Below are 25,678 nucleotides of genomic sequence, written 5' to 3' on the forward strand. Positions count from 1 at the left end.
CTGCTCTCTCACGCTGTCCGGCGGGGTGCCTTCCTGCCGGACGATGTCCGGTCACAGGCACCTGCTGTAGGCGACGATTTGGCTTCCCTCTCCGGAGACCTGTTGCATGGTGAAGATCCCGAACCGATCCGGCCCGGCACCGGGCGGCGAGACGTTCACGGCGCAGGCATCCACGATCTTGCGGCCGCCGCCGAGGTCGGTGGTCGCTGCGCCGGGCAGCACCATCGCGCCGGTCGCGTTCTCGTACGCGATGCCCGCGTGCGGCGCGACGGGCAGCTGCCTGGACAGGCGGTCGATCGCCGCTTCGCACGACTCGGCGCCGAAGGCCGCGGCGAAGTCGCGGCCGGCCTCCGGCACGAACGCGAAGCAGGCCTTCTCGGGGCGGCGTCCGGCGATCGCGGCGACCAGGTAATGGACGAGATCCGCTCCCGTGCGCGGCAGAATTCTGGAGAACGCTTCGTGGTGGGCAGCGTCCAATTCGGCCTGGCGCTGCGCTGCCGCCGTCGCCGTGTCCGCTCGCCAGCCGAGGATCCCGGCCGCGATCAGCCCGGCACCGGCGGCGATCGCGATCGCGGCGTGCCAGCGCCGCACCGCGACCCCGAGGCCAGGAACAGGCAGCGCCGCGGCCCGTCTCGGTGGGACGGCCGCATCCGGACAGGCATGATCCGTCGCCGCGACGGAAGGTTCGGACCGCACCGCGGGCAACCGCTCGGCCTCCTGCCGGGCCGTCGGGTCCGGGCGCTTCCGCCACCACGTCCACGCCCACCAGACACCCGTTGCCGCCGCGGCCACGCCTGCCACGAACACCCACGCCCACAGCGGAACCGAGGCCAGCCACCACGCGTCCGCCGCGGCCAGGCCTGCGGCCAGCGCCCCCGGCCGCCGCAGTCCGATCATTGCCGCCAGCATCAGCACCCCCAGCGCCAGCAGCCACGGCCACACGGTGCCCACCAGCTGCCACAGCGCGACCGCGGCGATGCCGGCCACTGCCAGGGACGCCCACTCGCCGTGCTGCTGGCGGAACTCGCCTCGCTTGGGCCGGTTGTCCACGTTCACCATTCCTCGTACGGGCGGGTCGCGGCGGCTTCGTCCGGAGCGGAGCCGAGGTCCCGTCGGCGGAGATCGGCCACAGCGGTGCCGTCGCGGAGAAGAGAAACCCGCGCGGCGGTCAGCGTTTCGGGACCGCCGCCCGCCGCACGGGATGTCTGCACCTGGACTGCGAACGGTCACGCTGCCGGTTCGCACGGCCCTGACGTGCGGACGGTCAGCACCAGGGCAGGACGTCCGCGCCGCGCCACGCGGACCAGGGACGGACCCAGACCTTGAACAGGTCGTCGCGCATGTACCCGGTCACGTACTGATGGCTGCGATCGGAAATGAATCCCACCCGTCCCCAGAGATGACCGTCGGAGGCGCGCACCTTGCAGGAGACGTCGCCGCCTTCGTTGTAGTGAGTGACGCCGCGGATCGCGCCGTTGGGGGCCGAGGCCCTGACCCTCGCGCCGGAAGCCGTGGTAAGGGCGTAGAAATCGCTAGACAGCGCCTTGGCGGCGGGACGACCCAGCGACGTGCCCATGCGATGCGGGCCCGACCGGATCGTCGCCCGCGCGGCGACCCCGGGAGCGGAGACATCGGCCGAGGCCGAGTGCCCCGGACCAGGCGCGGGGACGGAAATGGCGGCGTCGGCGATGCCGATGCCGCCGGCGAAGCTGGCGGCGGCAGCCGCAGCCAGTACAGCGCTTCGGGCGCGCATGGTCACTGACATGGGAACTCCTTGCTGTTCGGGGGATTCCAGGCTTGCGGGCCGCCTCGTCACCGGCCCGTTTCCTCGGTCGCCTCGCCGGTCCCGGCGGAACAGCAGACGCAGGTGCGCATCGGACATACGCGACTGCGGGCTGCTCTGAAGCCAGATTTCGGCGCAGCGGGAAACGATCGTTCGAGCGGGGCACCCGGCAGGGAACGAATCGGTCGGGCGTGCGTTGCCGGTCCGACCGCCGACGTGCTCAACGGGGAGATCCCCCGTGCAGCGCGGCCGGATTCTGCGGCCCGCTGCCAAGTACTATTACCGAGCCGAAACTGCAACAAAAGCCAAACATGTTTCCAAAGGTCAGCGCCGTGTTTCCTGCCCGCATCCGCACGAGGCGGCCGCGCAATTCCGCCTGACCGGAGCGTCTCAGATACGCCGAGCGGAAACACGCCCAGGTATTTTGGAAACAACGACGTCTTCCTTCGTCCGCAACAGCGGGGGATAGTCGGCGTCGGAATTTCCGCCTCGCGGATGCCGCGCAGTCAAAGGCGCAAGGACCTGTGATGACGGACAAGAAGGCACAAGTGGTCGTCACGATCTACACGGATGGGGATACGCACGTCGACGCGCCGCCCGATGTCGATGTGGCGATCCAGTACGAAACAGCTGACGGAGATGCTCATTGCAGGTGCGGTCACACGATCCGCCGCGACGAGGACGGCAGCTGGATCCACATCGAAGCCCCGTATTACTGGGGCGGAGACCACGATCCCAAACCGCGGGAGTGACCGGTCACAACGGAATGCCGACGCGTGCGCGTGCCGGTAGACGCCGGTTTCCGCAAAAGGTTCCGGAAAACACCCGAGCCGGAGCCGAGTTCTCGTGGCGGCCACTACACGGCCCCGGCTCGGGAAGAAAGCGAACGTCGTGAACAGAGGCTACTGGGCGATCACGGTTACCTACGCCGACAAGCACGTCGCGAAGGGCAGGTGCACCGGGATCCATCTGCTGAGCGAAGCTCTGGAGCAATTCCTGGGCAGCGAACACGGCAACATCGTCAGCATCAACATCGTCGACACCGACGGCTGAACTGCCGTGCCACACCGTCGGATCCCCTTCTGACAACGAGGAAACGCCGTTCATGTGCAGCAACCCGAGCGATGTCGGAACCCGTGGCGGCTCGGTGTGCGACGAGAACTGCGGCGACTACCGCGCCGTGTGCTCGGACTGCGACCGCGAACACGACCCGATCGGCTCCTGCGCCGAGTGCGGGCACCTGGTGAGCCGCCACTGCGACGGCGGGCTGTCTCACCAGTGCCGCTGGACGGCGTTCCAGCGCGAACACGGACCCCACCGCGCAGTCCTGGCCCCGGCGCCGTGACCAGTGCGGCCTTACGGCCGAAGCCTTCTCCGCCCGGCGATCGCGGCACGCATCACGACTGCGGGCCGTTGCTGGCCAACGGCGCACGCCAGTCGCCCGGCGCATCGGAAATCCAGGGAACCGTGCGCCAGTGCGTCGGCCAGGCGCCGCCCCGGGCCCGCCGCGGAAGGAGAACCCGTGCACGATGCGCCATACCCCGTCGAGGACGAGGAGTACCACGCGCTCTGCCCGACGTGCGGCGACGAGCACGACGCGATCGGAGCCTGCGCCACCTGCGGATACCCGGTGTTTCGCGACTGCGGCGGCGACGTGCTGCACATCGACGTCGGCGCCGTGTTCGAACGCCGGCACGGACGGCACCTCCCGACGCTGGCCGCCCAGCGACGACATGGCTGCCCCTAGCCACAAGGAGACGCATGCAACCGGAAAACGACTTCGCCAGCCTCACTATCGACCGCGGATCGCCGCCGCGCCGACAGTACTTCGTCGGACGTTGGCTCTGGGAACCCGATGTCGAGGACGGCAACTGGCCCCGCGAGAACGATCCGGAGCCCGAGTTCGCCCGCCACTCGGCCGACGCGCCCGCGCCGCCAGAGGCATGGCGAGCGTGGATCGCCCAAACCGAAGGGCGAAAAATCCTGGTGCACGCCCACCACTATTGCTTCGACACCGGCGCGTCCGAGGTGTTCGGTCTCTTCGACACCCTGGCCGCGGCGCGGGCCAGCCTAGGAGGCGACGAGCGGATCCCCTCCGTCGCCTGGGACGCGGCAGAAGAACGACTACGCGCGCTCACCGCGTACGACGAGGCGCATCTGAACATCTGACTCCGCTGGGAAAGACCGACGACCAGCACCCGCCACCAGCGCTCGATCGAACTATCCGTGCCCGAGGCCTCCGGTGCGCAACGACACGCGGCAAGCCCGCAAACCGAGGTGTCCCAGCACCCGCAGGCGCGACCCTGCACCCGTTCCGGCCTGGCTCGGCCGGGATCCGGACTCTGCGATGGAAAGGAACCCACCCATGAACTTCTCGACGACCGCAACGAAGGGCATCCTGCTCGGCCTGCTCGTCGCAGGCGGCGTCGCGTCCGCCATCCCCGCCACGGCGGCTGCCGTCCCGGCCGCCGCGAGCTCAGATTCCGGCAGCGGCGACGTCGGCGGGATCATCAGCCTGAAGGCCCTCGGCATCGACGTGCACGGCGACGTCGGAGTCAGCACCCCCGCGCCACACCGGTGCGGATACAGCACGCAGGGGATGGACGCGCGCTACCGAAACTGCTCGAGCCGGTTCGTGCTCGTGCGCGCCGACTGGGACAACGGCCGCCACTACACGACGTGTGTCGGACCGTGGGGCGAGCAGGGCCTGTACCACGACGGAACACACCGGCAGGTCGGCGCTCGCGCTGTTCCCAAGCCCCCGACACTGATCACGACCCCGTCCGGCCGGCGGATCTGCGCCTCCAGCCAACCCGACTTCCCGTGACCCGCCGAACCCGGATTCCCGGCGTCACAGCGACAGCCAGCGCATGCGAGGACCGGACGTCCGGCGCCCGCCGGGAACGGAGCCCGTCGTGACGACCGCGGCTCCGAAGGCCGCGTGCCAGTCACGGCGACCGTCCCCGTCAGACATCCGAGCGTGTCGGCACCAGGGGGCTCGTCACCGGCGCGGCCTGCCGGACCGCGCGGCTGTGCGGTTCCTCCTAGGCACTCATCGCCCGAATTGGCTGGCCCGCACGACGGTTCCGCTGTTCGTGTCCGACCGGACGCTGCGCGGATACAGAGCACTGCCGCGCGCGATCGGCACGTGGGCGCTGGACTCGGGCGGGTTCACCGAGCTGTCGACCTACGGAACCTGGGCCCACGGCCCCACCCCGCGCGAGTACGCGTCCCGGGTGCGCCGCTACCGCGACGAGATCGGCGGGCTGCTCTTCGCGGCGCAGCAAGACTGGATGTCGGAGCCCTTTATCCGGGCGAAGACCGGGCTCACCGTGCGCGAGCACCAGGCCCGCACCGTCGGCAACTTCCTCGAACTGCGCGCGCTCGCCCCCGACCTGCCGATCATTCCCGTCTTGCAGGGCTGGACGCTGGCCGACTACCTGGACTGCGCCGCGAAATTCATCGACGCGGGCGTCGACCTCGCCGCCGAGCCCACGGTCGGAATCGGTTCGGTGTGCCGCCGCCAAGGCACAGAAGAAGTGGCTGGGATCATCGCCGCGGTCCGCGAGGCGGTGCCCGGAATAGACCTGCACGGATTCGGAGTGAAGCTCTCCGGCCTGGGCAAATACGGCTCGAACTTCGCCAGCGCGGACAGCCTCGCCTGGTCGATGGCGGCGCGGAGGGAACCGCCGCTGCCGGGATGCGCCGGCCACAAGAGCTGCGCGAACTGTCCACGGTTCGCGTTCCGCTGGCGCGAACGAGTTCTCGCCGCGATTGCCCGCCACACAACCCGCACCACCCGACATGAGAAGAACCGCATGTCCGGCAATCCCAACACCGCACCACTACGCGCACGGCTGGCCCTTGCGGCGTTCCGAGGCGAGTGCGCGGACCTCGAGCGCGCGGTCGTCATCCACGGGGCACGGGCACAAGGAATGAGCCTGCGGGCAATCGCTGCGCAGGTCGGCCTGCCCCCGGCCCGGGTAGGGCGGATCGCCGCCGCCTACGACCCGGCAGCGCCGGTCTCCCACCAGGTCCGCGAACTCCGTCGCTGCTGGGGCGTCGACGACGATCCCGCCACCAGCGCCGCTGCCGACACGATCACCGCCGCGCTGGTCTCCTACGGCCAGCCCTAGCCGCGTCGCTGCGACCAGGCCCGGTCGCTCCTCGCACCGCAGAAGCGTCCGCAACTCCTCGAGGAGCAGCATGTCCAGCATGATCGGCAGACGACTCGAGTACCGCGGCAGCGTGGAGGACGCGTACGGACTCCGATTCCTCGTCGCAGACGACAATCACGACATCGCCGACAGACGACTCACCCTGGCGACCTACGCCGGCCAGACAGTGCTGCGCGGCGTGAGACTGTCTTCCGTGAAGCCTGTCCCCGAGGGGCCTCGGCACCGGGTGCGGAACGCTCACGGACGGGTGCAGGTCGCGCAGGCCGAGTACCACCGTCAACAGCTGGCCCAGTCGATGAACCAGGAGATCACCGACGCCTTCTCGGCCCTGGGCGAGAGGATCCAGAACTTGATCGACCGCAAACGGCCTGTCGAGGCCGAGTGCGAGCTGCTGCAGTCCGAACGGTTCGTCGGGATCATCACCCACCTGCAGCTGCAGGAGCGCGTCGACGAGCTGAAGCTGAAGATCGCTGGCGACGACGAATCCTGGCTGCCCTGAGCACGTGCGCGCCTGGACGCTGCTCGGCAAGCACGGCATGGGCCGAACCAGCCGCGATCTCCCGACCGAGCAGGGACCGAAGACGCCCGCTCGTGCCGCGCGTCCCGTCGGGAAACGCGGACGTCCGCAATTGGAAACAGCAAGAACTTTCGCGAGCCGCTTCTGTTGCCGCTAAATGAAATTCAGGCTGTGCGACCTACCGCGCGCGGTGAATCGACGACCCGCAGCAATGGACACACCGACCGACGGGAACCTGCTCGGGCCAGAACGAGCGGGACCGCGCACAAAGCGGCGAACGGGAGAACCGATGAAAGACATGAGCGACGAACCGACGGCGGTAGTGGGGAAGCTGCTGGAAATCATGGATCGCGACGGCTGGGGAGTGATCGTCGCTACGGACTATGACGGGAGCCGGTTCGCCTACACCGTTGGCCTGACGTTGAAACAACTGCCGGAGCTGTGCATCTCCTGCGCCGACGCGGAGCAGGGGCAATCGGTGCTCAACGCCCTCGCCGCGCGACAGATCGATGACGGCCGATTCGCGCCCGGACAGGTCACGCAAGTGGAGGGCCGGTCAGTGCGGCTGGAACCGAACACAGACCTGGGGCCCATGATCCTTGTCCGCAAGATGTTCGGCGGCAATTCGACTGCACCCGCAGCGCTCGCGGTGACATTTCTGGACTGACCAACCGACGGCCCGGCCCGCGGACCAGTTCGGCGCGGAGATGCAGCTGCATTCGTCCGCAGACTGCAATCCGGACAGCGACTCGAAAGGAACAGCGGCGATGAACCCAACTCTCCGCGGAGGCGCCGGGCCCGCCGCGAGCGACGGCCTGTACTTCGTGGGGACCAACGGCCCGGTAATCGGGTCGTTGTGCACCGGACTCGGCGGGCTGGACCTGGGCGTGGCGGCCGTGCTCGGCGGGCGGATCGCGTGGCACTGCGAAGTCGACCCCTTTGTCTCCGCAGTGCTCGCAGCGCGGCTGCCCGGCGTGCCGAACCTCGGCGATTTGCGCACGGTCGACTTCACGCGCGTGGAGCCGGTGCAGGTGGTCACGGCGGGGTTTCCGTGTCAGGACATTTCCGCGTGCGGTCGGCGCGCGGGCATCGTGAAAGGCGCGCGCAGTGGACTGTGGAGCGACATCCTGGACGTCATTCGCGTACTGGGACCGGACCTCGTCGTCGTGGAAAACGTCGCCGCGCTCCGATGGCGCAACGGAGGACTCGACCGAGTACTCGGCGGCCTGGCCTCCCTTGGGTATGACGCGGTCTGGCGAAGCGTGCGCGCCGCCGACGTCGGCGGCGCGCACCGACGGGAGAGGGTGTTCCTGTGTGCCGTCCCCAGCACGCGACGGCATGCGCATGCTGCCCACCCCGGCGGCGCGCGACGGGGACCAGCGCGGCGCGTCCGACCCGGTGCGCCGCCGCGCCGGCGGGCACCAGGTGAACCTCGACGACGCGGTCAACTCGGTCGTCCGGCCCGAACTGCTGCCGCCGACGTCGGTGACGGCCCCGACGACGGCCACTCCGCACCGTCTGGCTCCGGCCGGATGCGTGACGCGAGCCGATCCCGCGCGAACGCCGGGACTCCGACCGCCGACTGCGGACAACCGCCAACCTCGTAGCAGCGGCCCGCCTCGGCACGGCCGGGCTCGCGGAACACCGGCATCCCCGCTGTACGGGGCGCGCTGCGGCGCGCCGACAGCCCCTGACCACTCGGGGCTGCGCAGCTGCCTGTCCCCGGGTTCCTGGCAAACAGTCGGCGATCTCCGCCGTGCACAGCAGTTCTTCCGGCAGAAGCACCGCCGTGCCAAGGCGACCAGAACCGTCCCGCGTACCCGGTCCTCGGCCACTGCACGCCCGCCCGGCGGTCACGGGGTCGTGGACTGGGGCGAATACTCGGCCGCAGTCCACCGCTGGGAGCTCGTCACCGGCCGTCCCGCGCCGCACCCGACGCCGCCCGGGCGGCGCGGCCTCGCGCCCGCATTCGTCGAATGGCTCATGGGTTTTCCCGCCGAGTGGGTCACCGCCGCCCATCTCGGCCTGCCCCGCGCTGCGCAGCTGCGAGCCCTCGGAAACAGCGTCATGCCCGCCCAAGCCGCGCACGCCGTGAGCCTGCTCCTGGACGACCTGACTGGCCTGCATGGCCTGCCCTTCCGCCAACCGGCACGTACACGCTGGCGCCGCCGGCCTGCCGCCCGCGGTCCCGGCCGTCCGACGCGGCCGCCGTCCGCGGCCCGCAGCCGCCAGACCGGCTCCCGCGCGCGCCGCCGGACCTGCGGGTAGCCGCGCCGGCTGGCCGCACAAGGTCGTGTCCTTCCTGGCTGACGGGGCCCGCCGGACTTGCCGCGCACGGCGACGACAGCGACTTGGCATCGGCATTCCGGACCGCGCCCGGCCCCGCGCGGCCGGACGAATTCGTTGGCAGGCCCGCCCTGAACAGGAGAACGCATGAGCGAGGTCGCGAAATACCGGGCAACCGGAAGGTCAGTGAACGGCAAGAGGCCGTACAGCATCGAGTTCGAGATGGATCCCGACGACCCGGCCTCAGAAGCCGCAATCCGCGCCGAGTTCGCGCGCCACGTCATCGCGAAGGTCAAGGGCGAGGTCGGCACTGTGCCGGCAGGCGTCAGGCTGTTGCTGGACCCGCGCACCGTGAAGGTGGAAAGGCTCGCCGAATGACCCGCTTTCAGGATCGCGCAATCGGGCTGAACTGACCGCACGCGGCGCGCACGCCTGGCCTTCACAGGAAGAGAGCTGGCGAACAGCGCCCGACCGCCACGAGATCGCCTGTTGACGCAGACCCAGGCGACGTCCTGCCGCGCGGCCTGCGACGGGAGCAGATCAGCCCGGGGTTCTGCCCGCAACAGCATCGAGAGGAAGACCGTGATGACGAACCCTGCCGACTACGGCGTGCAGGAGACCAATCCCATCGACGCCGACGCCTACGCCGTGCGCGATTCGATCGACCACAGCCGCGCGCCCGTGCCATTGGAGAACCCGGACCTGGTCAAGATCCTTCGGCTGCGCCTGCTCGGAGAGTCGGATTTTCCGTTCATGGACGTGTCCTACTGCTACGGGGAGATGCGCGACGGCACCAGGGTCAGAGTGGAGATCGGTGCCTCGCAGCTGCGCAAGCGATACACGAGCCACCTGATCGAGCTCGCCGCTGACGCCGGGCGCGATGCCGAAAGCATGAACCTGCTCAACGACGACGTGATCTCGGTGCTGTGGAGCTGACGGCGAGCGAATCCGCGCGCGAAAACACGCGACGGGTATCGCACGAGCAATCGACGCGCAGATTCGGCAGCGGCGCGTGCGTTCATCTGCGGATACTTCCGGCTGGGCAGAGAGTCGCGACCTCGGCGGGCACTCCCCGATTCCACGGGAAGCCGGAATCGATAGGCTCTTCCCGTTCCGGAATCCGCAGCAAAGGGGAAGCCGCATGGCACAGAAGATGTCCGTCGAGATGGTCGACGATATCGACGGCAGCGTCGCAGGGCAGACAGTCCCGTTCGGACTCGACGGCGTGCGGTACGAAATCGATCTCTCGGACGCGAACGCCGCAGCGCTGCGGGAGGAGCTCGCGCGGTACGTCGCGGCGGGGAAGCGCGTGGGCGGTCGCAAGATCCGCGGCACGACCGCGGCCGAACTGGCTGCTCCTCGCCGAGCACTGACCCCGGCCGAGCGCGAGCGCAACCAGGTCATCCGGGATTGGGCTCGCACAAACGGATACGTGGTCTCCGACCGTGGTCGCATCCCCGCCGAAGTGATCCGCGAGTACGACGAGCGGGACCAGAAGCCGACGCAGGCACCGGCGCGAAAGCCCCGCGGCACAGCGCGGACCGGCAGTCGTGGGCGTCGCAGCAGCCGTTGACCGCAGGGAGAGTCCGAGCGCACGGCGACGTAGGTCCGCGAGGACGACCGCAGGTTCTCGGAAGCCGCTCCGAGCCGCGTGGATCGAGCAGCGCACGCCCGGCGCACACCGGCGGAGAGGACAGAACGAAAGCAGAAGCCAGTTGTCCGCCGCGGGGCTTCAGCCGACGAGGTCCCGGTCTGACGCCAGCGAAGCGCGACTGTCTTGCCCAGACTGCCCTGCGGGGACAGTCTGGTGAGCAAGACGGTGACGGGCAGCGGGTGCGCAGGGTGCGGTGACGGCCCGGCCGAACCCGCGTTCCTGCTGCTGCTCGCCCTCGCCGATCTGGCCGAGTTCGCGGTGTCAGCGGCCTGCGCCTCGAGCTGACCCGCAACGTCGAACGGCGGAAGCAGTACCAAAGAGCGCCGACCTCGCCCTATCGAGACGCTGTCGCTATCCGTTGGCGTTTAACCACTTTCCGAGGCGAGGCTCGGCAGAGCCGGGTGAAGCACGTGAGTCGATGGAAGGGCTGGGTCACGTATCGCTGAGCGGCGCGGCGCGTCTGGAATATCGGTAGAGCTCGCGGACCTTGCCGTCGCTGTCCTGCCGAACGTCGACTAGTTCCTTTACGAGTTCGGACAGGGGCGGGACGATGAGATCGTTGAGCGGCTGATCGTCGGGATGGTGGAAGATCCAGCGGCGAGCATCCTCGATGACCGACAGATTGATCTGCCGAGCCCGAGTCGGACCGGGGTGAGAGACCTTGTCGGTGCCGTGTGAGGCGAATGCCAGAGCGGTCCGCCGATCCAACGGCAGGAAGATCATGGATGCATTCCCTCGCCCGACGGTCGGAGAGATCCCTCTCGGGGCTGGCGACCAGATCCCGACGGGATTGTCGCTGATGAGCAGGACATCGTGGTCGAACCGGAGTAGTCGCCAGGGGCGCAAGAACAGCCGTTCGGTGAGACCTTCGACCGCCGTGCGCAGTGCTTGGTGAACAGCGAAGGCTTGAGTCATGGTGACCTGTGGGCTGTTGTCCGGTCGGAGCATCCGTTCGCGAAACGATCGAACGGCGCGGTCGTCGTGAGGTTCGCCGTGGTCGCGCAACCAGTCGCGAATCACGGTTGGCGGGATGTCGGGCACCAGGTTCTGGATCACAGCGGTGCTCACGTCGTTCATGTCATCCCGAAAACGCCACCCCCGCGTCATCTGCATAGCCGTGAACAATGCGATGGTGAAACGTTCCTCCGGAGTCGGCGGGAAGCGTCCGTCGACCAGGCCCGTGACCAGCGGGTCGGCACCACCCTCGAGATCGGCCAACCAGAGCTCGGCGTCCTCGGGATCGTGGCCATCGCGCGCGCCTTCCTCCAATTCCTCGGTGGGAATGCTGTAGAAGCCGCACTCAGCGCACGCATTCTTCACCGATGTCAGCCGCGCGCTGTGCGGTGGTCGCCGATCGACCATGACAATCTTGCGCTGCTCGGTCGCGAATCGCTTGAGCAGCATCTGGGGGACCAGGTGATGACGAGCCACCGGATCACTGTATGCCGCTCAAGCGCCCGCGCTCGCCGTGGCGTGTCGGGAAACGGACGATGGTGCGGCCGTGGCGCTTCATCGTCGCGGGTCGCGGAATTCGAGGCGTGCCCCACTGAATCGGCAGAAAGTCCTGCCTCGCAGAAGTGCTGAGGGACAGCCGCACAGCGCCCTCGCAGGCCTTCCGATCGGGAAACACCTCGGTGGCGCATTGGAAACACGGATCGCTTCCGGCCTTCGGCTGTGCCGTCAAAAGTTGGCTCAAGATCGGCCCCGTCTCGACGTTGCTGAACCCGGCCGCTATGCCCACCTCGCGCATTCTCAGCAGTTGCAGCCCAGAAAGCATACCGATGACACAATCCAATGTGGACCGGGACAGCGTCGACGCCGCGGCGCAGCCCCGCGATCTGAAGTTAGTCGGCGTGTCCGAGGACAACGAGCTTGTGTGCCCGCACTGCGGTGCGGAAGCGCAGATCTTCGCGGAAGAAGAGTGCAATCGGCACAGCTCGGTGAGCATGACCGGCGGGGGCGAACGGGCCGTGATCACGGCCGGAGAGACGGCGTTCGATCATGTCAGGTTCTTCTGCGAGAACTGCCAGCGCGACGTCGAATTGCCGCGGAGCATCCGGCCGCGGGCATTGTGAGACGCTGCCCCTGAGCTGCGTCGGCAACCGGGAACGCAGCCCCCGCTGCGACGCAGTGGCGTCGGCGGACTGGCCGGATCGCCTCGCCCGCCGCGCAGTCGGCCATCGTCCGGGACGCTGCCCGTCCGGTGGCCCGTCGGCTCAGTCGTGGAACGAGAAACGGACCTGCGGCCGTGGTGCGGATCAGCCAACAACCCGGCAGCGCTGAACATACAGGACGAAGGCAAGCGGCAATGATCCAGAGCGATCGCGGGCAGCATGTTACGAGTTTGGTGATCGAGTGGCTGGCGGGCGATGCCCCGGTGCGCGAGGAAGCCGCTCGGCTCGCCACCCGGGCAGGGACGACCACCACGAGCGATCTCGGCTCCTGGCTATGGCGCCGCATTCGGAACTCTCGACGCGGCACCAATGCGTGGTACCTGGCGCAGGAACTGGCCGAAAACGACTACTTCCGCATCGCCTGGGGCGGGATCGCGTCCTCGATTCGGAAGAGCTGAGGCACCGGATTGGCCCAGAGATGGCTGAGGAGTCGGCGGGCGCTTCAGTTCTGGGCGGCTTCGCGAGCGGAAACGCGACTGAACCCATACCCAGGGTGCGAGTACCGGAATGCGTTTCGGCTCGCGGGACTGCACGGACGCGCTGGACGACGCCGGCCCAGTGACACCCGCGGCAGCAGCGAGTGGCGCAGGCCGCAGTCCGCACCGCCACCACGAGACACGGGAGAACACAAGCCATGGGAGCTGATGAATTCCTGGCCTACCAGGAAGGGACTGACGCCGACGAGTCGTTCCGCGCGGCCGTCGCGAACGCGCAGTGGGAGTACGGATCAGGCGGGTACACGGGCTCGATCGCGGAGAAGGCCGGCGAAGGGTTCGTGATCGTGTCTGCCGAGCCGGTCGATCTGGGGGAGGCCGGAAAGATGGCCTTCAGCGTCCTCAGAGGCGACGACGAGCGGTGGGCCGAGATCCGCGACAAGTGGGGTCGGGCCGGCGGCATCGCGGTCAAAGGCGGGCGTCGGGAGCATGAGGTGAAGATCCCGGCCGTACCCGGCGGGCACGCGGACCTGGACGCGGCAGTGGCCGCCGCGGTGTCAGGGGTGCTCGTGCCGGGCGAGCACGTCGTCTACGGCACGAGCGGCTCGTACCGGACGGCCGGTGTGCGGGTGCTGGGCGGAACGGTGACTGTGCCCACCGAAGGAGCGCAGGTGCACACCGGCTGGCTCTGGATCGGCATCGCGCCGTCCTGACAAGCGAGGCGAAGACCCGTCTCCGTTGCACGGCAGAGGGCCTCGTCACGGCGGGTCTTCGGGCCGCCGTCTACTTCGGATCATTGGAGAGTCATGCCTGTTACCACCTACGTGACGTTTCCGGGCGACGAGGACCGGCCGCGCCTGCACCATGTCTACGACAGCATCGACGAGTTCGCGGGTTGGCTGCACGACGAGGGCTACAGGCGTGCGGCGTCTTCCGTCGTGGCGCGGGACCGCTGTGGAGACAGGTACGGCACCGTATCCGAGGAGGTGCGCGCGGACTGGCGCGACCTCTCGTACTTCGGCGACGTCGGGGAGCGCGAGTTGCGCCACGACCAGGCGCGGTTGCTCGGTGTCGCCCGGGGCATCATGAGGGAATGGTCCGAGCTGGCCCACGTTGCACCTGAGCTCGACCGCACCTGGACGATCAGCGAGATGCGCGACTGGGATTTCGGAGCGGCTCGCGAGGACCCGAACACGGACATTGACGGGCGTGACTGGTTGTGGGTCCAGGAGCGCGTGCAAGAGTGGCTGTGGGCTGTGATCCCAACGGTGTCCAAGTGGGACGCGCACGAGCTGTCCCTCGCGTCGTTTCGCGCGTTCCTGTCGCGAGAGGGAGCGTGACGAAATGTCGGCTGACTGCACTGATTCATCCGGTTCACGCGACCCGATTGACGAAACGCGTGTGCACGGCTGCCCGGGATGCGGTGCCGAGCCCGAGTCGACGAATCGAATGGTCAGCAACGGGCGCGACGCCGGATATCGGTGCTCCTGCGGAGCAATCGTGATCAACGGAGAGCTGGCCGGATTTGCGGGATGACGGGCACCAGCGGCTCCCCCCCCGCCGCGTGGATTCAGCACCCCGGCACCCATGTCGTGGCCAGCGACGACGGCCACGCCCGGCGCACCGACACAATCCCATCCAACAGCTCTGCGAGTCGTCGGTGCCGGCACTCCACCCGGTTCGGCCAGGCGGCCGGACTCCGCGTCGGGCAGGATCGTCGATGTGGAACGGTTTTCGGCGCAGGGTGCTTCGGCTAACAGGGCTTGGGACGTGTCCGCTCATTCTGGTGGCAGCAGGGTTGGGTCGACGTCGTGAGCGTGCTCGCTGCCCTCGTGCGCGCCTTGGTCCGGTGGCTGCCCGAGGAGGAACGCGGCGATATCGCCGTCACACTGAGCATGCGTGCGTCGTCGGCTGCCGGGACGGGCGAGCTGGCGGACAGACCGGAGCGCGAGGACGAGACGGCTCCGGAATGGCCTCGGGAATGGAAGGCTCTGCTTGCGGCAGAGGAGCACGCCGGTCACGTCGTCCGGCTGTTGGGGGACGGGCGTGTGTTTTTCGACTACGGCGGCCTGGCCGCTGCGGCCGGAGAGCTGCGCGAACGGCTCGAGGCGGCCTACGGTCTTCTGTGCGCTGCGGCGCGTGTGGAGGGGCTGGCCCTCGAGCGCGGTGACGACCTGGAGACGGTGCGCCGTGCCATCGACCTGCGCCGCGGCGAGATCGTCGAGGCAGATCTTTCCCCGCTTGTGCCCGTGCCTACGGCCGGGACCGCGACCTGGACGCTCGACTACGACGAGCGCGGTGGGTTCGTGGCCGTCTCGAATCGCGAGGCCGATGGCACCGAGCCGTGGAAGTTCTGGGGGATGGCGTCGACCTCCGCTTCCGCCGCGCACGTGTTGTCCTGGTTCTTCGTGCACCGGCCGCCGGAGATCCGCGTCCGCGCGCCGGAGCAGCCGCGGCCGTGGGTTCGCACGGGATGGGAGTCGGACCGGTCCGAGGAAGGCCCCAGCGTGTCCGAGCTGCTCGCGTTGCGCGGCCCTGTGTACGAGGAGCACCTGGCGGCGTGCCGGAAGGCGCGGCAGGTGCTGAGGGAGCACTCCGGCGACGTGGCGGGCTATCTCGCCGGCCGGGCCGCCGTGCTCAACGCGCGCGATCCGCAGCTGCGCGGCCATGCCGGGTTGCGCCCCGTGGGTACGCGGCGCAACCGCGACCACGTCGGGTCCGCGCACACCGTCGCGTGGGTGCCGTCCCGGCTGGTGGTGGGCACAGTCCACGGCACCTGGGGCGAGTTCGGCGAGCACCGGCCCGAGACGCCGCGCGACATCGCCGAGGGCCTGCTGGCCGCAGAGGATCTGGACGCGTTCACCGACCGGCTGTTCGGTCCCGACATTTCGTTGCTGCACGTCCCGGCGTGGGCGGGTCCGCTGTACCGGCTCGGCTCGAACGGCAGTCACCGCATTCACACGGCGAGGATGCTGCAGCTGCCGTGGCTGGCGGCGACAGTGGAGGTCGAGGGCACCGCGCCGCTCTGGGACCTGCTCGGGCTGGTGGCCGCCGACCGCGACACCGGCGACGAGCACCCTGGCTCGTTCGAGCGGCGCGTCGACGAGCGGATCCGGGTGGTCGAGGGTCTGCTGCGGCGCGGCGTCGTCGACGGGGACCTGAGCGGCGAGGGCATGCAGGCGTTGCTGCGCTGCACCCGGCTTCCCGCCGCCTGGCTGCTGCGCGACCCGGGCTACGCCGCGCGGGTCAATCGGATGTACGAGTCCCGCTATCCCGGTGCGCTGGCCCAGCTGGGGATCCCGCCCGAGATCGGAACTGAACCGTCAGTGTGGGCGCGGTGGCTGACCGAGCGGTAGCGCGCGGAATATCGCGGTGCGGAGCCCTGGGATGTGGCGGGTTCGAGTGAACGCCTGTTCTATCTTCCCTGATAAGTATGTTGAGTGCCGGTTCCACTCTGGCTGGTCAGGAAGCGTTTCCTCGCAACGGAAACCGTACCGATGGCGTGACGCCGAACGGGAATGCAGCGCAGGCTCGCGCGGCTACGACGGGCGGCGTCGGGCTGCTTGGCCGAGATGGAATCCTGTGCGTCGCTGTTGCGCGGCGTGCGCCGTCGCGCGGCGCGCGGTCTCCTCGGGAATCGCCTCGACGTCGGCGACGGCCTGCTCGAGTTGTCCGGCGCACGCCGCCGGGCTGCCGGTCGCAGCCTCGAATTCGTCGAGCAGCTCGGCGACCAGGTTTGCCAGCCGGGTGATCCGCGGGTCGCGTCGCGGTTCTCGGCCGATCGCTGTGTAAGTCGCCTCGAACTCGAGGCGGGGAAGCACCCGGTTCTCTCGGGCGGGATCGGCGTGCCACTGCCTGGTGTCGGGGTCTTGCACCACTGCCGCGAGCTCCGTCGGAGACCATCCGACGTGCCCGCTGTTCCAGACCTTCCACGTGCTGCCGTCCGGTGCTCGCACAGCGACGGCGGCATCGAGATCGGCGTGCTCGGTCGGCATCCTGTCATCGTTCCTGACCTCATCGGCGAACACCAGCTTGGTGAGCCGTTCCCTCGCGGTCCGCCCACAGGCTGGCTGCAGCGCCTGGCACGGAGAAGAGCTCGAACGTCCGAGGCGAGGGCGACCTCGGCGGCAGGTGCGGCCGAGCCGGGTGCGGGCCGATCCGAGCGGCGCGAGACTATGAGTCTGGTGGTGACGACGGGAGGTGTCCGGTGGGCGCGGAGACGATGGCGCTGGAGCGGTTGCGCTGGGCCGACCTGCCCGAACAGGTGCGTGCGGCGGCGGAGTCCGCGCTGGGAGCCCGGGTGTCGAGCGACGTCAGGCAGGCTGGCGGCTTCTCGCCGGGGCTGGCCTCGCGTCTCGTGCTCGAGGACGGTCGGAGGGTGTTCGCCAAGGCGATCAACCCGGACCGCAATCCACGCTCGCCGGGGTTGTACCGGCGCGAGATCGAGGTCATGGCGTCCCTGCCGACAGGGGTTCCGGCGCCGCGGCTGCAGTGGAGTTACGACGACGGAGACTGGGTGATGCTCGTTGAGGACGACATCGACGGCGCCATGCCTGCCCTGCCGTGGGAGCCCGGCGAGTTCGCGCGGGTGCTCGCCGCGCTGGAGCAGCTGGCCGACACCTTGACTCCGGCACCGGTCACCGCTATGTCCATTGTGGACGACCTGGCGGAGAACTTCCGTTCATGGCAAAAGATTGCCGTGGACACGGACCTGACCAATAGGGTCGATGCGTGGGCGCGGACGAACCTGCCCCGGCTGGTCGAGCTGGAGTCCGGCTGGGCTGCGGCCGCAGCAGGCGACACACTGTGCCACGCGGACCTGCGGGCGGACAACGTGCTGCTCACCGCTGACGACCGGGTCTTCATCGTGGATTGGCCCTACGCGGTCACCGGTGCCCCCTGGATCGACGCGCTGCTGTTCCTGCCGTCGGTCGCGGCGACCAGCGGCATCGATCCCGAAGCCGCGTGGACAGGCTTCGGACCGGCGCGTCGTGCGGAGCCGGACGCGGTGAACGCGGTGCTCGCCGCGGTGGCCGGGGATTTCCTGTACCAGTCGTTGCTTCCTGCCCCGGCGAACTTGCCGACCCTGCGGGCGCACCAGAACGCGAAGGGTTCCGCCGCCCTGACGTGGCTGCGGAGCCGGATCAGCTGAGCGCGGCGCAGTCGCGCAAACCGGCCAGCCCGAGCCCGATCAGGTACTCCGTCTCCGCACCGCGGTTGCCGTGGTGGTGCCATTCGGCCAGCGCGCCGAGCAGCTCCATCGCCGCGGCCGCGCGGGTGAACGCCCTCAGCGCGACCCGCTCGGCCGCCGTCACCGGGACCGCTGCGGCGGCCGAGTACAACTCGGCGACTGTCTCTGCCCGCTTCGGCAGCGGGTCCGGCGAGCCGTGGGTGAGGTTCGCGGCGACCACGGCCAGCTCCTGGACGCGAGGGAATCGGTTGGCGACGGCGAAGTCCAGCACGGTCACGGTGCCGTCGTCGGCGAGCAGCACGTTGCCCTGGGTCAGGTCGGCGTGGATCAGCGCCGCGGGCAGCGCCGCGCGGTCGACGGCGGCGTTCTCCTCGAGGGCCTGGCCGACGAGGCGGCGCTGCTCGGTGTCGAGCACGTCGCGCAGCTGCCCGGCCAGCGGTGCCAGGTTGGTGATCGCCCACGCGTCGAACACGGGCTCGACGTTCGCGTCGATGGCGTGGATCCGTGCTGCCTGCTCCACGATTCCGGCGAGCTCGCGGCGGCTCGGTGCGCGGTCGAGGTCGTAGACGGTGCGCCCCGGGACGAAGTCCATCACCAGCACGTGGTGTCCGCGGTAGGCGTGCACCAGGGCGCCGCGGGTGTCGCGGTGCAGGCGGGGGTGGCGGACGCCGAGGGCTTGGGCGGCGGTGATGAGGCCGGCGGTGCGTGCTGCGATCCCGCTGCCGCGGTCGGGGGCGAACACCTTCACCACGACCCGCGCGGCCGCGGCGGCGAGGTCGATGTTGCAGTCCTCGTAGCCGGTGGTCAGCACCGACCAGGGGCCGACGTCGCCGAGCGCGAATGCGTCGGCGACGTGCCCGAGCAGAGCCTCCAGGTCGGTGCTGACGCGGGCGGCGGGTCCGGCGAGCCCGGTCACGGGGTTTCCGGCAGCGGGAACGGGATCACGTCGCGCAACGCGGCCGCGCCGGTCAGGGTGAGCAGCAGCCGTTCCAGGCCGATGCACAGCCCGCCGGCGGCGGGCATGTTGCCGGCGAACACCTCCAGCCACTCCGCGTCCAGGGCCGCAGCTTCCGAGGCCAGGATCCGGTCGCCGTGCGGGGCGAGGCGCCGGCGGAGTTCGGCGTCGTCGGCGAGTTCGGTGTAGGCGGTGGCGATCTCGCGGCCGCCGATGACCAGGTCCCATTTCTGCGCGAGCCGCTCGTCGCGGGGACAGGCGGCCGCGAGCGGGGACGGCCCGGCCGGGAAGTCGACGTAGAACGTCGGCGCGATCGTGTCCGCCTCGACGAGGCGGTCGTAGAGCTCCAGCGCGATTTCCTCGGCGCCTGCACCGGCCCGGACCGGCACCCGGTGTGTCTCGGCGAGCCGGGCCAGCTCGGCGGCAGGAGTGCCGGGATCGACCGGGTACGACAGCGCCGTGGCCAGCGCGGTGTGGAACGGGACGACCGCCCATTCGGCCGCGAGGTCGACGGCGTCGCCGGTGCGGATCTCGGTGTCGCCGAGGACCGCGACCGCTGCGGCGGTGATCAGGTCGCGGGCGGTGGCCCGCAAGCTCGTGTAGTCCGCCCCCGACTGGTACAGCTCGACCAGGCTGTACTCCGGGCTGTGCGTCGGATCGACCGGTTCGTCGCGGAACGAGCGGCCGATCTCGAACACCCGCGCGAGCCCGGTGGTCAGCATCGCCCGCAGGTGCAGCGGCGAGGACCGCAGGTAGATGTGCGGGTCCAGCGACTGCGTCTCGGTCCGGAACGACCGGCCCGGCGCCGGGCGGCTGCGCTGCAGCAGCGGCGTGTCGATCTCGACGTGCCCGCCGTCGTGCAAGGCGCGGCGCAGCACGCCGACCGCCCGCGACCGCGCCTCGAGCACCCGGCGGGCGGCCGGGTCGGTGCGAAGCTGGGCGTAGCGGGCGGCCAGCGGTCCCGCCGGACGGATGCCCTCGCCGGAATCGGGATCGGTGTGGTCGATCCTCAGGCTCTCCCTGCTCGGCGTCACGTCGGGGCTGTCGGGCGGGTCGCGGCGAAGGTCGAGGGTGACGCAGTGGAACCCGCCGCCGAGCACGCGTGCGTGCCGCAGGGTGTGCGGCACGACCTCGATCCCGCGTCGCTCGAGCGCAGCGATCAGCCGGTGCTGGGCGGCATCGACGACGGCCAGGTCGGGACGGACCATCAGCAAGTTCATCCCGATCCACTCCGACGACAACGGCGCCTCGCTCGCGACGGGCGTGGCGGTCATCGGCGGGCACCACAGGTAGTCCCACGATCGCAACGGATCCGGCAGCATCGCAGGGTCGGTGATCCGGGCGGGGTTGAGCAGCACCAGGCCTTCGCGGAGCAGGCTGATCGTCGAGTCGATGTGGGTGTGCGGGTAGACGCCGCGGATCGGATGCACCCGGTAGTCCCCGAGCGCGGACACCGTGGTCTGCAACCAGCGGGCGCCGAGTTCGTTGCCCGAGCCGGACACCAGGTAGTAGAGATCGCGCCCGGCGCGGATGACGTTCGCGGCGTCGAACACCGGCTCGGTCTCCCCGAGCACCGGCCGGCCCGTGTCGTCGAGCGGGTAAAGCTCGTCGCGCAGCTGCGGCGCCGGGGCGGCGATCCACGGCGACCCGGCCAGCATCCGCTCCTGGAACAGCGAGCGGAGCCCGGCCAGCTCGAACATCCTCGCTCGCATCGGGCCCGGTGCCTGGATGATCGCCGAGCCGACCACCAGCGCGAGGTCGCGCGGGCAGTAGGAGTAGAAGCCACGGGCGCGCCAGTGCGGCGTCGCGAACTCGCACCCGTGCTCCACCGGCACCGGGCGGTGCACGGAGACGCCCAGCCCGGCCAGGATGTCCGCGAGCGCGTCGAGGTCTTGTTCCGCCTCTCTGAGGATCTGCGCCGGGAACGCGCCTGTTGTGATGCCGGAGAGCTCGGCCGCGGTCAGGTCAGGGTAGAGGTTCAGCCACGCCGACCGGTCCAGCGCCGGGACACGGGCGCCCGCGGCGGTGCCGACGACCACCTCGGCCAGCGGGCTGTATTCGTCGGCCGACCACGCGCAGCGTGGCCGGATTCCTTGCACGACAACAGTTTCGTCAGCGAGGGCGTTGGACAACGACACGACCTTCCACGAGGGCGGACCGGACAGGGCTGATGCGGTACGGGATGTCAGTGCAAGGCGCGGCTTGCGCCGCGGCGACGATGCGCGCGTTTCGACGCACAGACCATCGTGCGCAGCAGCCACCGGTCGGTGCCGTCGTAGCGGGGCCGGAACACCGTCCGGCCGTGCACCACCCGCCGATTGTCGGCGATCAGCAACTCGCCCGGCTCGAGCACATGCGCCACCGCGACGGCCTCGACAGCGCTCGCCAAGATCTTCAGCGCCGAGGCAGCGTCGGCGTCGGTCGGGTCGGCAGGGCGCTGGTAGACCGCGTCGAAACAGATCTCCGGATCGCGGGGCGGACCGGACAGCACCGCAGTCACCGGCAAGTCCGGGGTCGGGTCGGCACCGTGGGCGATGTCGGGCTCGATGACGAACCGCGGCTCCCGCAGCACCCGCACAACATTGTCCGGCAGGTCCAGCCTCCGCGCCGGAGCGACCAGCGTCGCCGCGCCTGGCTCGCCGCGCAGGCACAACAGGCCGAAGAAGTCGCACCGATTCTCGGTGAATGCGTCCTCCACGTGCCAGGCCAGCACCGCATCGCTGCCTTCGCTGGTCTGCGCGGCCTCCCGGCCGGGCACCGGCGTCACGTGCTGCACCAACCGTCCCTCGTAGAGCGAGGCGAACGTGAACGGCTCACCCAACTGCGACAACACCGCCAGCAGCGTCAGCGCCGCCGCATCGGCGGCCGGGCCGAGCGCGGATGGAGCCGTGGTCCCTGGCGACTGCGGCAGACCTGCGTCCTCGGGCAGCAGGCCGCGCACCAGCAGCGTGTTGTGCACCGAGCCGCGGCCCGCGTAGCGGTGCAACGCTCGCACCAGCTCAGCGGGAAGCGCGGTCACCAGCCCCGCAGCGCACTCCGCCTGGTCCTCGGCGGTCGTGCCGAGCTCGCGTGCCGCGCGCAACGCCGCATCGTGGAGCCGGGCGGTGGCCTGCGCGGTGAAGCCGACGATCTCGCAGGCGTTGAACTGATCGAGCATCCCGTTCTGCGACACCAGCCAACGGTAAGTCCGCGCACCGACACTCTGGGCTCGCCACGGGTGGGCCATCCCGGTGATCCTTGCCGCTGCGACCAATCACTCCGGGCTTCCTCTCGGCGAAGGCGAACGGAACTCGAAATCGTGAACCCGAGAGGATTCGGAAAAAGCTGCGGAAGCGATTGGAAACGGCGTTTTTCTTCTGTTTCGTTTCCAGAGAGGGAATAGTCGGGTTCTAATCCGACCATTTGGACAGAGGCGTCCCGGAGTAAGCCAGGCCGGGGAACTGTCTGCCGCGCGCTGCGGCCTGATGCTTCTGCGTTCCTGGGCGGCGCTGCTGAACTGATTAGACGCCGGCCGAAGACTGCCGCCGGGGGCTCTCCAGCGGCGGCGTCCGGTTGCCGATATGGCGGGGGTGAGCGAATCCCGTCAGCAGCGCCGCGCCCGCGAGCGCCGCGAAGCCAAGGAAGCCCTCCGCCCCAATCCCACTCTCGCCGCGCCGCCGCCTTCCGAGCCGGAAGCGTCTGAGGTGAATCAGGAACGGGCCGTCGAGATCGACCTGTACCGGACGGTCTCCGACGACCCCGGCGATGCCTCCGTGTCCTGGGACGCTGAATGGGGACTGAGCGACGACAGCGTCACGGAGGACTGCAGCGAAGACCTCGCCGAACTCGTCGACGCGATCGTCGAGAACCTGCGCCCGCTGGCCGAGCGCTGCGCGCTGCGCTTGGAATGGGACCTGTATGGCGACCCGCCGGAGGGCAAGACGTTGAAGGACGCGGTCGCCGAGTGCAAGGTGACCCTGCCGGAGGTCCTGCCGTGACCGAACTGCGGTTTTCCTCCAGCCCGCGCTCGACCTGGTTGTGGGCACCGGACGAAGCGACCGCCCGCAGGGTCCGCGGCTTCGGTCGTCCCGCTTGTCGCAAAGGCGAGGAGTTGCCGCCAGCCACCTCGACAAGGCAGGGCGTCCTGCACAGGACTCAGCGGTCGGGCCGTCCATCCAGTCGGCGTACGCGGCCGAGTGTTCCGTCGTTGATCGGTTGTCGATACAAAGGCGTCATGAACTTCATCTGGGATGAGATCGGGTCGTGCGCGGGCGGTGCCCACTTCACGCTGGAGTTGAAGGGGTCTGCGGCCAGGGTCTGTCTCATGGACGCGGATAATTTCCAGGCGTACAGGGACGGCGAGGAGTACGAGTTTCATGGAGGTTTCTGGGAGTCGAGTCCTGCCGACCTGGTGGTTCCCTACGACGGGTATTGGTTCCTCGTGATCGACAGCAATCCGGGCACGATCAGGTACTGGTTGAGCGCCCCATCCGACTGATACGCGCCGCGGGTCGAGCCCGGGCCGCTCGTTCGCGGCGAGTCTCATTGGATCGAACTTGGGGATAGACCAGCTCATGGATCCGCCAGCTTGCGCCGGCGGGCGGAACCTCTGGTCGTGCCGTGGTGCGGCGGCAAATTCGTAGTCGTCGATGTTAGTTGCTTCACAACGAAAGGAGACCAGGGAATGTCAGCGGGGCCGCAGCCTCATCCTTCCTGTATCCCACTCACCGTCGAAGAAGCGAGCGATCGCCTGACTGCGATCCTCGGTGTGCTCGACGACTTCGACGCGCGCCAGACTGCGGCCCGCGTCGAAAAGCTTGAGCTGAGCCTCGCGCTCGACACGCTTGGACGGACGTGGCCGTTTCGGTCGATTCGCGGTCGACGTGCGCGGGTGTAGCTTTCCGGAAGACGTAGCGCGCGGAGGGGTCGTGATGACAGTCGGGGGAGAGCGCTGGCATCCGCCGGGACCGAGGTGGGCGGTGGTGGCGCCGGTGGGGCGAGCGGCGCGGGACCTTGGCGACAGCTGCCTCGACGTGCTGTGTGGATGGTGGCGCGACACCGAGGATTCACGGCCGTTCGAGGCTGTGTTCGAGCGGGTTCCGCGACGGTATCGGCACGTGGTCCTGCACGTGATCGACCAGCCTGCCTCGCTCGCCGGGGATGAGCAGCTGCAGTTGCTCGAAGGCGAGATGCTGGCGAACCTGGCGCGTTTCGGTCGTGCGGTCACCGTCGAGTGGGGTCCGGCCTCCAGCGGTCCCGCTGGGATCGAACTGGATCTGCAACCGCACTCAGGGCTGTCCGCGCTGCGCGAGGTTGTCGCGGGCACCTGCCGGCAGGTGTTCCCCCAGGCTGCGGACAGCGCGCCGTGGCAGGGGCGCAGCGTCGTGGCCTACCGTCGCGACACGATCGATGCCCCCGGCCTGCTCCGCCTGGCCGACGTTCTGCGCCGTGCCGAAGCCGACCGGCGGCGGCAGGTCGAAGCAGTTTTCACGTACCTGCGGCCCGTCAAGACGGTCGTTGCCGAGATCAGGCTCGTTCAGATCGATCCGTGCAGCGACAGCGGATTCGTTTTCGACGAGACGAGCGAGAAGACCTTCCCGCTGCAGACGCCGTTCCGGCCGCCCGCGACCCAGGCGATCGAGCTGCGCGCGGACGATGCGTGCGACGACGCTGTGGCGTCGTTCCAGGCCCTGGTCGAAGATCCGCGATGGATCGTGGCCGACCTCGGCGCGTCGTTGCAGGTGGCGCGGGCGACGGTCGCAGGAGGAACGAAAGAGCGAGCCGTCGTCGTCTACACCGACGTCGAGGATCCCACGGGCATGGCGCAGCTTCTCGGGCCCGACGGTGGGATCCTGGCTTCCTACCGCGGCACCACAGCACAGGCGTGCACTCGGGCTGCACGGTGGCTTGCCGAGGCTTCTGGCCAGAGCCCGCAGTAGCACCGCTCGCAACCCTTCGGCGGTGGTTTCGGTGGTTGTGTGGTGTGGGGCGGAGCCCGTTTGTGTGGTGGTGGGGGTTTGGGCAGAACGTCGTTTCTATCTTCCCGGATAGAGTTGGGTGGGCTGGGTGTGCCGGGGTGTGGGTGCCGGCGGGCGTGTGCGGGGTTGCGGGGCGGTGGTGTTGGTCGGGGGAGGTGTGTGGTTGGTGGATGTGTTGCGGGGCAAGGGGTGTAGGTGAAAGTGTTGCGGGGCAACGGTTGTGGCGAAGCCACGACAGGGTGGGGGGTGGAATCGTTGCGGAGCAACGGTTTCCGTGTTTCTGCTCGGTGCGCGCAGCGCGCCGGGTGAGCCGGTTGTGCAGGCACGGCAACGGGTCTGCCGCTCGCGCAACGCGCGGGCGCAGGCGGAGAATCCGCCTGTTTTCTTTCATGCCAACGTATCCATAATGGACAGTGTGAAACACGTTGGCAGACAACATGATCCTTCTTTTAAGTCTCCACATTAGACAAATGATCCCTTAGGGAATCGTTGCGAAGCAATGATTTTGCCTTTGGATTGGGCGAAGCCCCAATCCCTGACGGCCGAAGG

General features: G+C 69.2%; 32 protein-coding genes. 24 read left to right on the forward strand and 8 right to left on the reverse strand.

The features are described 5' to 3' along the window. Nucleotides 1-51 precede the first annotated feature (51 nt). From L3Q65_RS01040 to L3Q65_RS01050, 3 genes are read right to left on the reverse strand one after another with little or no spacing between them, the layout of a single operon-like run. Nucleotides 52-1,050 (reverse strand): hypothetical protein, encoded by a 999-nt coding sequence (locus L3Q65_RS01040; RefSeq protein WP_237596616.1) that lies wholly within the window; start codon nucleotides 1,048-1,050, stop codon nucleotides 52-54. Nucleotides 1,051-1,052: 2 nt separating this feature from the next. After that, the gene (locus L3Q65_RS01045) at nucleotides 1,053-1,211 is read right to left on the reverse strand and encodes a hypothetical protein (RefSeq protein ID WP_237596617.1); all 159 of its coding nucleotides are present in this window, start codon (nucleotides 1,209-1,211) and stop codon (nucleotides 1,053-1,055) included. A gap of 53 nt (nucleotides 1,212-1,264) precedes the next feature. Further along, nucleotides 1,265-1,765: a hypothetical protein gene (locus L3Q65_RS01050; protein WP_237596618.1), complete on the reverse strand. Its 501-nt coding sequence runs from the start codon at nucleotides 1,763-1,765 to the stop codon at nucleotides 1,265-1,267. Nucleotides 1,766-2,310: 545 nt separating this feature from the next. Here L3Q65_RS01050 and L3Q65_RS01055 point away from each other — a divergent pair. From L3Q65_RS01055 to L3Q65_RS47295, 15 genes are all read left to right on the forward strand, one after another. Continuing rightward, nucleotides 2,311-2,535 carry a hypothetical protein gene (locus tag L3Q65_RS01055; protein WP_237596619.1) on the forward strand — a complete coding sequence of 75 codons (225 nt, stop codon included), beginning with the start codon at nucleotides 2,311-2,313 and terminating at the stop codon, nucleotides 2,533-2,535. Nucleotides 2,536-2,674: 139 nt separating this feature from the next. Then, nucleotides 2,675-2,836: a hypothetical protein gene (locus tag L3Q65_RS01060; RefSeq protein WP_237596620.1), complete on the forward strand. Its 162-nt coding sequence runs from the start codon at nucleotides 2,675-2,677 to the stop codon at nucleotides 2,834-2,836. Between the two features lie 52 nt (nucleotides 2,837-2,888). Further along, a complete protein-coding gene (locus L3Q65_RS01065) occupies nucleotides 2,889-3,128 on the forward strand; it encodes a hypothetical protein (RefSeq protein ID WP_237596621.1) in 240 nt (79 codons plus the stop codon). A 177-nt stretch (nucleotides 3,129-3,305) separates the two neighbouring features. Beyond that, complete coding sequence (locus tag L3Q65_RS01070; protein ID WP_237596622.1) at nucleotides 3,306-3,530, forward strand: hypothetical protein; 225 nt, start codon at nucleotides 3,306-3,308, stop codon at nucleotides 3,528-3,530. Between the two features lie 14 nt (nucleotides 3,531-3,544). Continuing rightward, on the forward strand, nucleotides 3,545-3,952 hold the full coding sequence (locus tag L3Q65_RS01075) for a hypothetical protein (RefSeq protein WP_237596623.1): 408 nt from the start codon (nucleotides 3,545-3,547) through the stop codon (nucleotides 3,950-3,952). Between the two features lie 196 nt (nucleotides 3,953-4,148). Further along, entirely contained in the window at nucleotides 4,149-4,610 is a 462-nt protein-coding gene (locus L3Q65_RS01080; RefSeq protein ID WP_237596624.1) for a DUF6355 family natural product biosynthesis protein, read from the forward strand. 268 nt (nucleotides 4,611-4,878) lie between these two features. After that, nucleotides 4,879-5,919 (forward strand): hypothetical protein, encoded by a 1,041-nt coding sequence (locus tag L3Q65_RS01085; RefSeq protein WP_237596625.1) that lies wholly within the window; start codon nucleotides 4,879-4,881, stop codon nucleotides 5,917-5,919. 79 nt (nucleotides 5,920-5,998) lie between these two features. Next, the gene (locus L3Q65_RS01090) at nucleotides 5,999-6,460 is read left to right on the forward strand and encodes a hypothetical protein (RefSeq protein WP_237596626.1); all 462 of its coding nucleotides are present in this window, start codon (nucleotides 5,999-6,001) and stop codon (nucleotides 6,458-6,460) included. Nucleotides 6,461-6,767: 307 nt separating this feature from the next. Further along, nucleotides 6,768-7,145, forward strand: coding sequence for a DUF4262 domain-containing protein (locus tag L3Q65_RS01095; RefSeq protein ID WP_237596627.1), 378 nt, complete (start codon nucleotides 6,768-6,770; stop codon nucleotides 7,143-7,145). A gap of 100 nt (nucleotides 7,146-7,245) precedes the next feature. Continuing rightward, nucleotides 7,246-8,085, forward strand: coding sequence for a DNA cytosine methyltransferase (locus L3Q65_RS01100; RefSeq protein WP_237596628.1), 840 nt, complete (start codon nucleotides 7,246-7,248; stop codon nucleotides 8,083-8,085). 256 nt (nucleotides 8,086-8,341) lie between these two features. Further along, a complete protein-coding gene (locus L3Q65_RS47540) occupies nucleotides 8,342-8,746 on the forward strand; it encodes a hypothetical protein (protein WP_370648113.1) in 405 nt (134 codons plus the stop codon). 165 nt (nucleotides 8,747-8,911) lie between these two features. Beyond that, a complete protein-coding gene (locus tag L3Q65_RS01110; RefSeq protein WP_237596629.1) occupies nucleotides 8,912-9,142 on the forward strand; it encodes a hypothetical protein in 231 nt (76 codons plus the stop codon). A 207-nt stretch (nucleotides 9,143-9,349) separates the two neighbouring features. Continuing rightward, nucleotides 9,350-9,700, forward strand: a complete 351-nt coding sequence (locus L3Q65_RS01115) for a hypothetical protein (RefSeq protein ID WP_237596630.1) — start codon at nucleotides 9,350-9,352, stop codon at nucleotides 9,698-9,700. A gap of 205 nt (nucleotides 9,701-9,905) precedes the next feature. After that, entirely contained in the window at nucleotides 9,906-10,337 is a 432-nt protein-coding gene (locus L3Q65_RS01120) for an Lsr2 family protein (RefSeq protein ID WP_237596631.1), read from the forward strand. Nucleotides 10,338-10,571: 234 nt separating this feature from the next. After that, nucleotides 10,572-10,703: a hypothetical protein gene (locus L3Q65_RS47295; protein WP_255750793.1), complete on the forward strand. Its 132-nt coding sequence runs from the start codon at nucleotides 10,572-10,574 to the stop codon at nucleotides 10,701-10,703. A 147-nt stretch (nucleotides 10,704-10,850) separates the two neighbouring features. On the opposite strand, the gene L3Q65_RS01125 is transcribed toward L3Q65_RS47295, so the two are convergent. Further along, nucleotides 10,851-11,849 (reverse strand): DUF4238 domain-containing protein, encoded by a 999-nt coding sequence (locus L3Q65_RS01125; RefSeq protein ID WP_237596632.1) that lies wholly within the window; start codon nucleotides 11,847-11,849, stop codon nucleotides 10,851-10,853. Between the two features lie 203 nt (nucleotides 11,850-12,052). Between L3Q65_RS01125 and L3Q65_RS01130 the strand changes: the two genes are divergently transcribed. The 5 genes from L3Q65_RS01130 (at nucleotide 12,053) to L3Q65_RS01150 (ending at nucleotide 16,382) form a co-directional block, all read left to right on the forward strand. Next, a complete protein-coding gene (locus L3Q65_RS01130; RefSeq protein WP_237596633.1) occupies nucleotides 12,053-12,493 on the forward strand; it encodes a hypothetical protein in 441 nt (146 codons plus the stop codon). A gap of 233 nt (nucleotides 12,494-12,726) precedes the next feature. Continuing rightward, complete coding sequence (locus tag L3Q65_RS01135) at nucleotides 12,727-12,990, forward strand: hypothetical protein (protein ID WP_237596634.1); 264 nt, start codon at nucleotides 12,727-12,729, stop codon at nucleotides 12,988-12,990. Nucleotides 12,991-13,226: 236 nt separating this feature from the next. Continuing rightward, nucleotides 13,227-13,739: a hypothetical protein gene (locus L3Q65_RS01140; RefSeq protein ID WP_237596635.1), complete on the forward strand. Its 513-nt coding sequence runs from the start codon at nucleotides 13,227-13,229 to the stop codon at nucleotides 13,737-13,739. 93 nt (nucleotides 13,740-13,832) lie between these two features. Then, nucleotides 13,833-14,366 (forward strand): hypothetical protein, encoded by a 534-nt coding sequence (locus tag L3Q65_RS01145; RefSeq protein ID WP_237596636.1) that lies wholly within the window; start codon nucleotides 13,833-13,835, stop codon nucleotides 14,364-14,366. 471 nt (nucleotides 14,367-14,837) lie between these two features. After that, a complete protein-coding gene (locus tag L3Q65_RS01150; RefSeq protein WP_237596637.1) occupies nucleotides 14,838-16,382 on the forward strand; it encodes a hypothetical protein in 1,545 nt (514 codons plus the stop codon). A 183-nt stretch (nucleotides 16,383-16,565) separates the two neighbouring features. Here L3Q65_RS01150 and L3Q65_RS01155 read toward each other — a convergent pair whose 3' ends face one another. Then, nucleotides 16,566-17,021, reverse strand: a complete 456-nt coding sequence (locus tag L3Q65_RS01155) for a hypothetical protein (protein ID WP_237596638.1) — start codon at nucleotides 17,019-17,021, stop codon at nucleotides 16,566-16,568. A gap of 212 nt (nucleotides 17,022-17,233) precedes the next feature. Here L3Q65_RS01155 and L3Q65_RS01160 point away from each other — a divergent pair, with 212 nt between their 5' ends. Then, entirely contained in the window at nucleotides 17,234-18,178 is a 945-nt protein-coding gene (locus L3Q65_RS01160) for a phosphotransferase family protein (protein ID WP_237596639.1), read from the forward strand. Here the strand turns inward: L3Q65_RS01160 and L3Q65_RS01165 are convergent. The 3 genes from L3Q65_RS01165 to L3Q65_RS01175 are packed head-to-tail and all read right to left on the reverse strand — an operon-like array spanning nucleotide 18,171 to nucleotide 22,344. Further along, the gene (locus tag L3Q65_RS01165) at nucleotides 18,171-19,133 is read right to left on the reverse strand and encodes a phosphotransferase (RefSeq protein ID WP_237596640.1); all 963 of its coding nucleotides are present in this window, start codon (nucleotides 19,131-19,133) and stop codon (nucleotides 18,171-18,173) included. The two genes, L3Q65_RS01160 and L3Q65_RS01165, sit on opposite strands and share 8 nt — an antisense overlap. After that, nucleotides 19,130-21,304, reverse strand: a complete 2,175-nt coding sequence (locus L3Q65_RS01170) for an amino acid--tRNA ligase-related protein (protein WP_237596641.1) — start codon at nucleotides 21,302-21,304, stop codon at nucleotides 19,130-19,132. The genes L3Q65_RS01165 and L3Q65_RS01170 overlap by 4 nt, the downstream gene beginning before the upstream one ends. Nucleotides 21,305-21,357: 53 nt before the next feature. Continuing rightward, nucleotides 21,358-22,344 carry a TauD/TfdA family dioxygenase gene (locus L3Q65_RS01175; protein ID WP_237596642.1) on the reverse strand — a complete coding sequence of 329 codons (987 nt, stop codon included), beginning with the start codon at nucleotides 22,342-22,344 and terminating at the stop codon, nucleotides 21,358-21,360. Nucleotides 22,345-22,741: 397 nt separating this feature from the next. Between L3Q65_RS01175 and L3Q65_RS01180 the strand changes: the two genes are divergently transcribed. The 3 genes from L3Q65_RS01180 to L3Q65_RS01190 all read left to right on the forward strand — a co-directional run bounded on the left by L3Q65_RS01180 (nucleotide 22,742) and on the right by L3Q65_RS01190 (nucleotide 25,090). Next, a complete protein-coding gene (locus L3Q65_RS01180; RefSeq protein WP_237596643.1) occupies nucleotides 22,742-23,149 on the forward strand; it encodes a hypothetical protein in 408 nt (135 codons plus the stop codon). Between the two features lie 236 nt (nucleotides 23,150-23,385). After that, the gene (locus L3Q65_RS01185) at nucleotides 23,386-23,649 is read left to right on the forward strand and encodes a DUF1883 domain-containing protein (RefSeq protein WP_237596644.1); all 264 of its coding nucleotides are present in this window, start codon (nucleotides 23,386-23,388) and stop codon (nucleotides 23,647-23,649) included. A gap of 619 nt (nucleotides 23,650-24,268) precedes the next feature. Beyond that, entirely contained in the window at nucleotides 24,269-25,090 is an 822-nt protein-coding gene (locus tag L3Q65_RS01190; protein ID WP_237596645.1) for a hypothetical protein, read from the forward strand. The last annotated feature ends 588 nt before the right edge of the window (nucleotides 25,091-25,678 follow it).

The sequence above is a fragment of the Amycolatopsis sp. FU40 genome (genome assembly GCF_021903635.1).
Classification (GTDB): Bacteria; Actinomycetota; Actinomycetes; order Mycobacteriales; family Pseudonocardiaceae; genus Amycolatopsis; species Amycolatopsis dendrobii.

What these genes read in the sequence shown, in the direction of transcription:
- L3Q65_RS01155 (WP_237596638.1), bottom strand. Translation starts at nt 17,021, where the DNA reads ATGCCGACCGAGCACGCCGATCTCGATGCCGCCGTCGCTGTGCGAGCA.
- L3Q65_RS01115 (WP_237596630.1), top strand. Translation starts at nt 9,350, where the DNA reads ATGACGAACCCTGCCGACTACGGCGTGCAGGAGACCAATCCCATCGAC.
- L3Q65_RS01135 (WP_237596634.1), top strand. Translation starts at nt 12,727, where the DNA reads ATGATCCAGAGCGATCGCGGGCAGCATGTTACGAGTTTGGTGATCGAG.
- L3Q65_RS01100 (WP_237596628.1), top strand. Translation starts at nt 7,246, where the DNA reads ATGAACCCAACTCTCCGCGGAGGCGCCGGGCCCGCCGCGAGCGACGGC.
- L3Q65_RS01120 (WP_237596631.1), top strand. Translation starts at nt 9,906, where the DNA reads ATGGCACAGAAGATGTCCGTCGAGATGGTCGACGATATCGACGGCAGC.
- L3Q65_RS01140 (WP_237596635.1), top strand. Translation starts at nt 13,227, where the DNA reads ATGGGAGCTGATGAATTCCTGGCCTACCAGGAAGGGACTGACGCCGAC.
- L3Q65_RS01075 (WP_237596623.1), top strand. Translation starts at nt 3,545, where the DNA reads ATGCAACCGGAAAACGACTTCGCCAGCCTCACTATCGACCGCGGATCG.
- L3Q65_RS01185 (WP_237596644.1), top strand. Translation starts at nt 23,386, where the DNA reads ATGAACTTCATCTGGGATGAGATCGGGTCGTGCGCGGGCGGTGCCCAC.
- L3Q65_RS01055 (WP_237596619.1), top strand. Translation starts at nt 2,311, where the DNA reads ATGACGGACAAGAAGGCACAAGTGGTCGTCACGATCTACACGGATGGG.
- L3Q65_RS01080 (WP_237596624.1), top strand. Translation starts at nt 4,149, where the DNA reads ATGAACTTCTCGACGACCGCAACGAAGGGCATCCTGCTCGGCCTGCTC.
- L3Q65_RS01090 (WP_237596626.1), top strand. Translation starts at nt 5,999, where the DNA reads ATGATCGGCAGACGACTCGAGTACCGCGGCAGCGTGGAGGACGCGTAC.
- L3Q65_RS01065 (WP_237596621.1), top strand. Translation starts at nt 2,889, where the DNA reads ATGTGCAGCAACCCGAGCGATGTCGGAACCCGTGGCGGCTCGGTGTGC.
- L3Q65_RS01050 (WP_237596618.1), bottom strand. Translation starts at nt 1,765, where the DNA reads ATGTCAGTGACCATGCGCGCCCGAAGCGCTGTACTGGCTGCGGCTGCC.
- L3Q65_RS01095 (WP_237596627.1), top strand. Translation starts at nt 6,768, where the DNA reads ATGAAAGACATGAGCGACGAACCGACGGCGGTAGTGGGGAAGCTGCTG.
- L3Q65_RS01110 (WP_237596629.1), top strand. Translation starts at nt 8,912, where the DNA reads ATGAGCGAGGTCGCGAAATACCGGGCAACCGGAAGGTCAGTGAACGGC.
- L3Q65_RS01145 (WP_237596636.1), top strand. Translation starts at nt 13,833, where the DNA reads ATGCCTGTTACCACCTACGTGACGTTTCCGGGCGACGAGGACCGGCCG.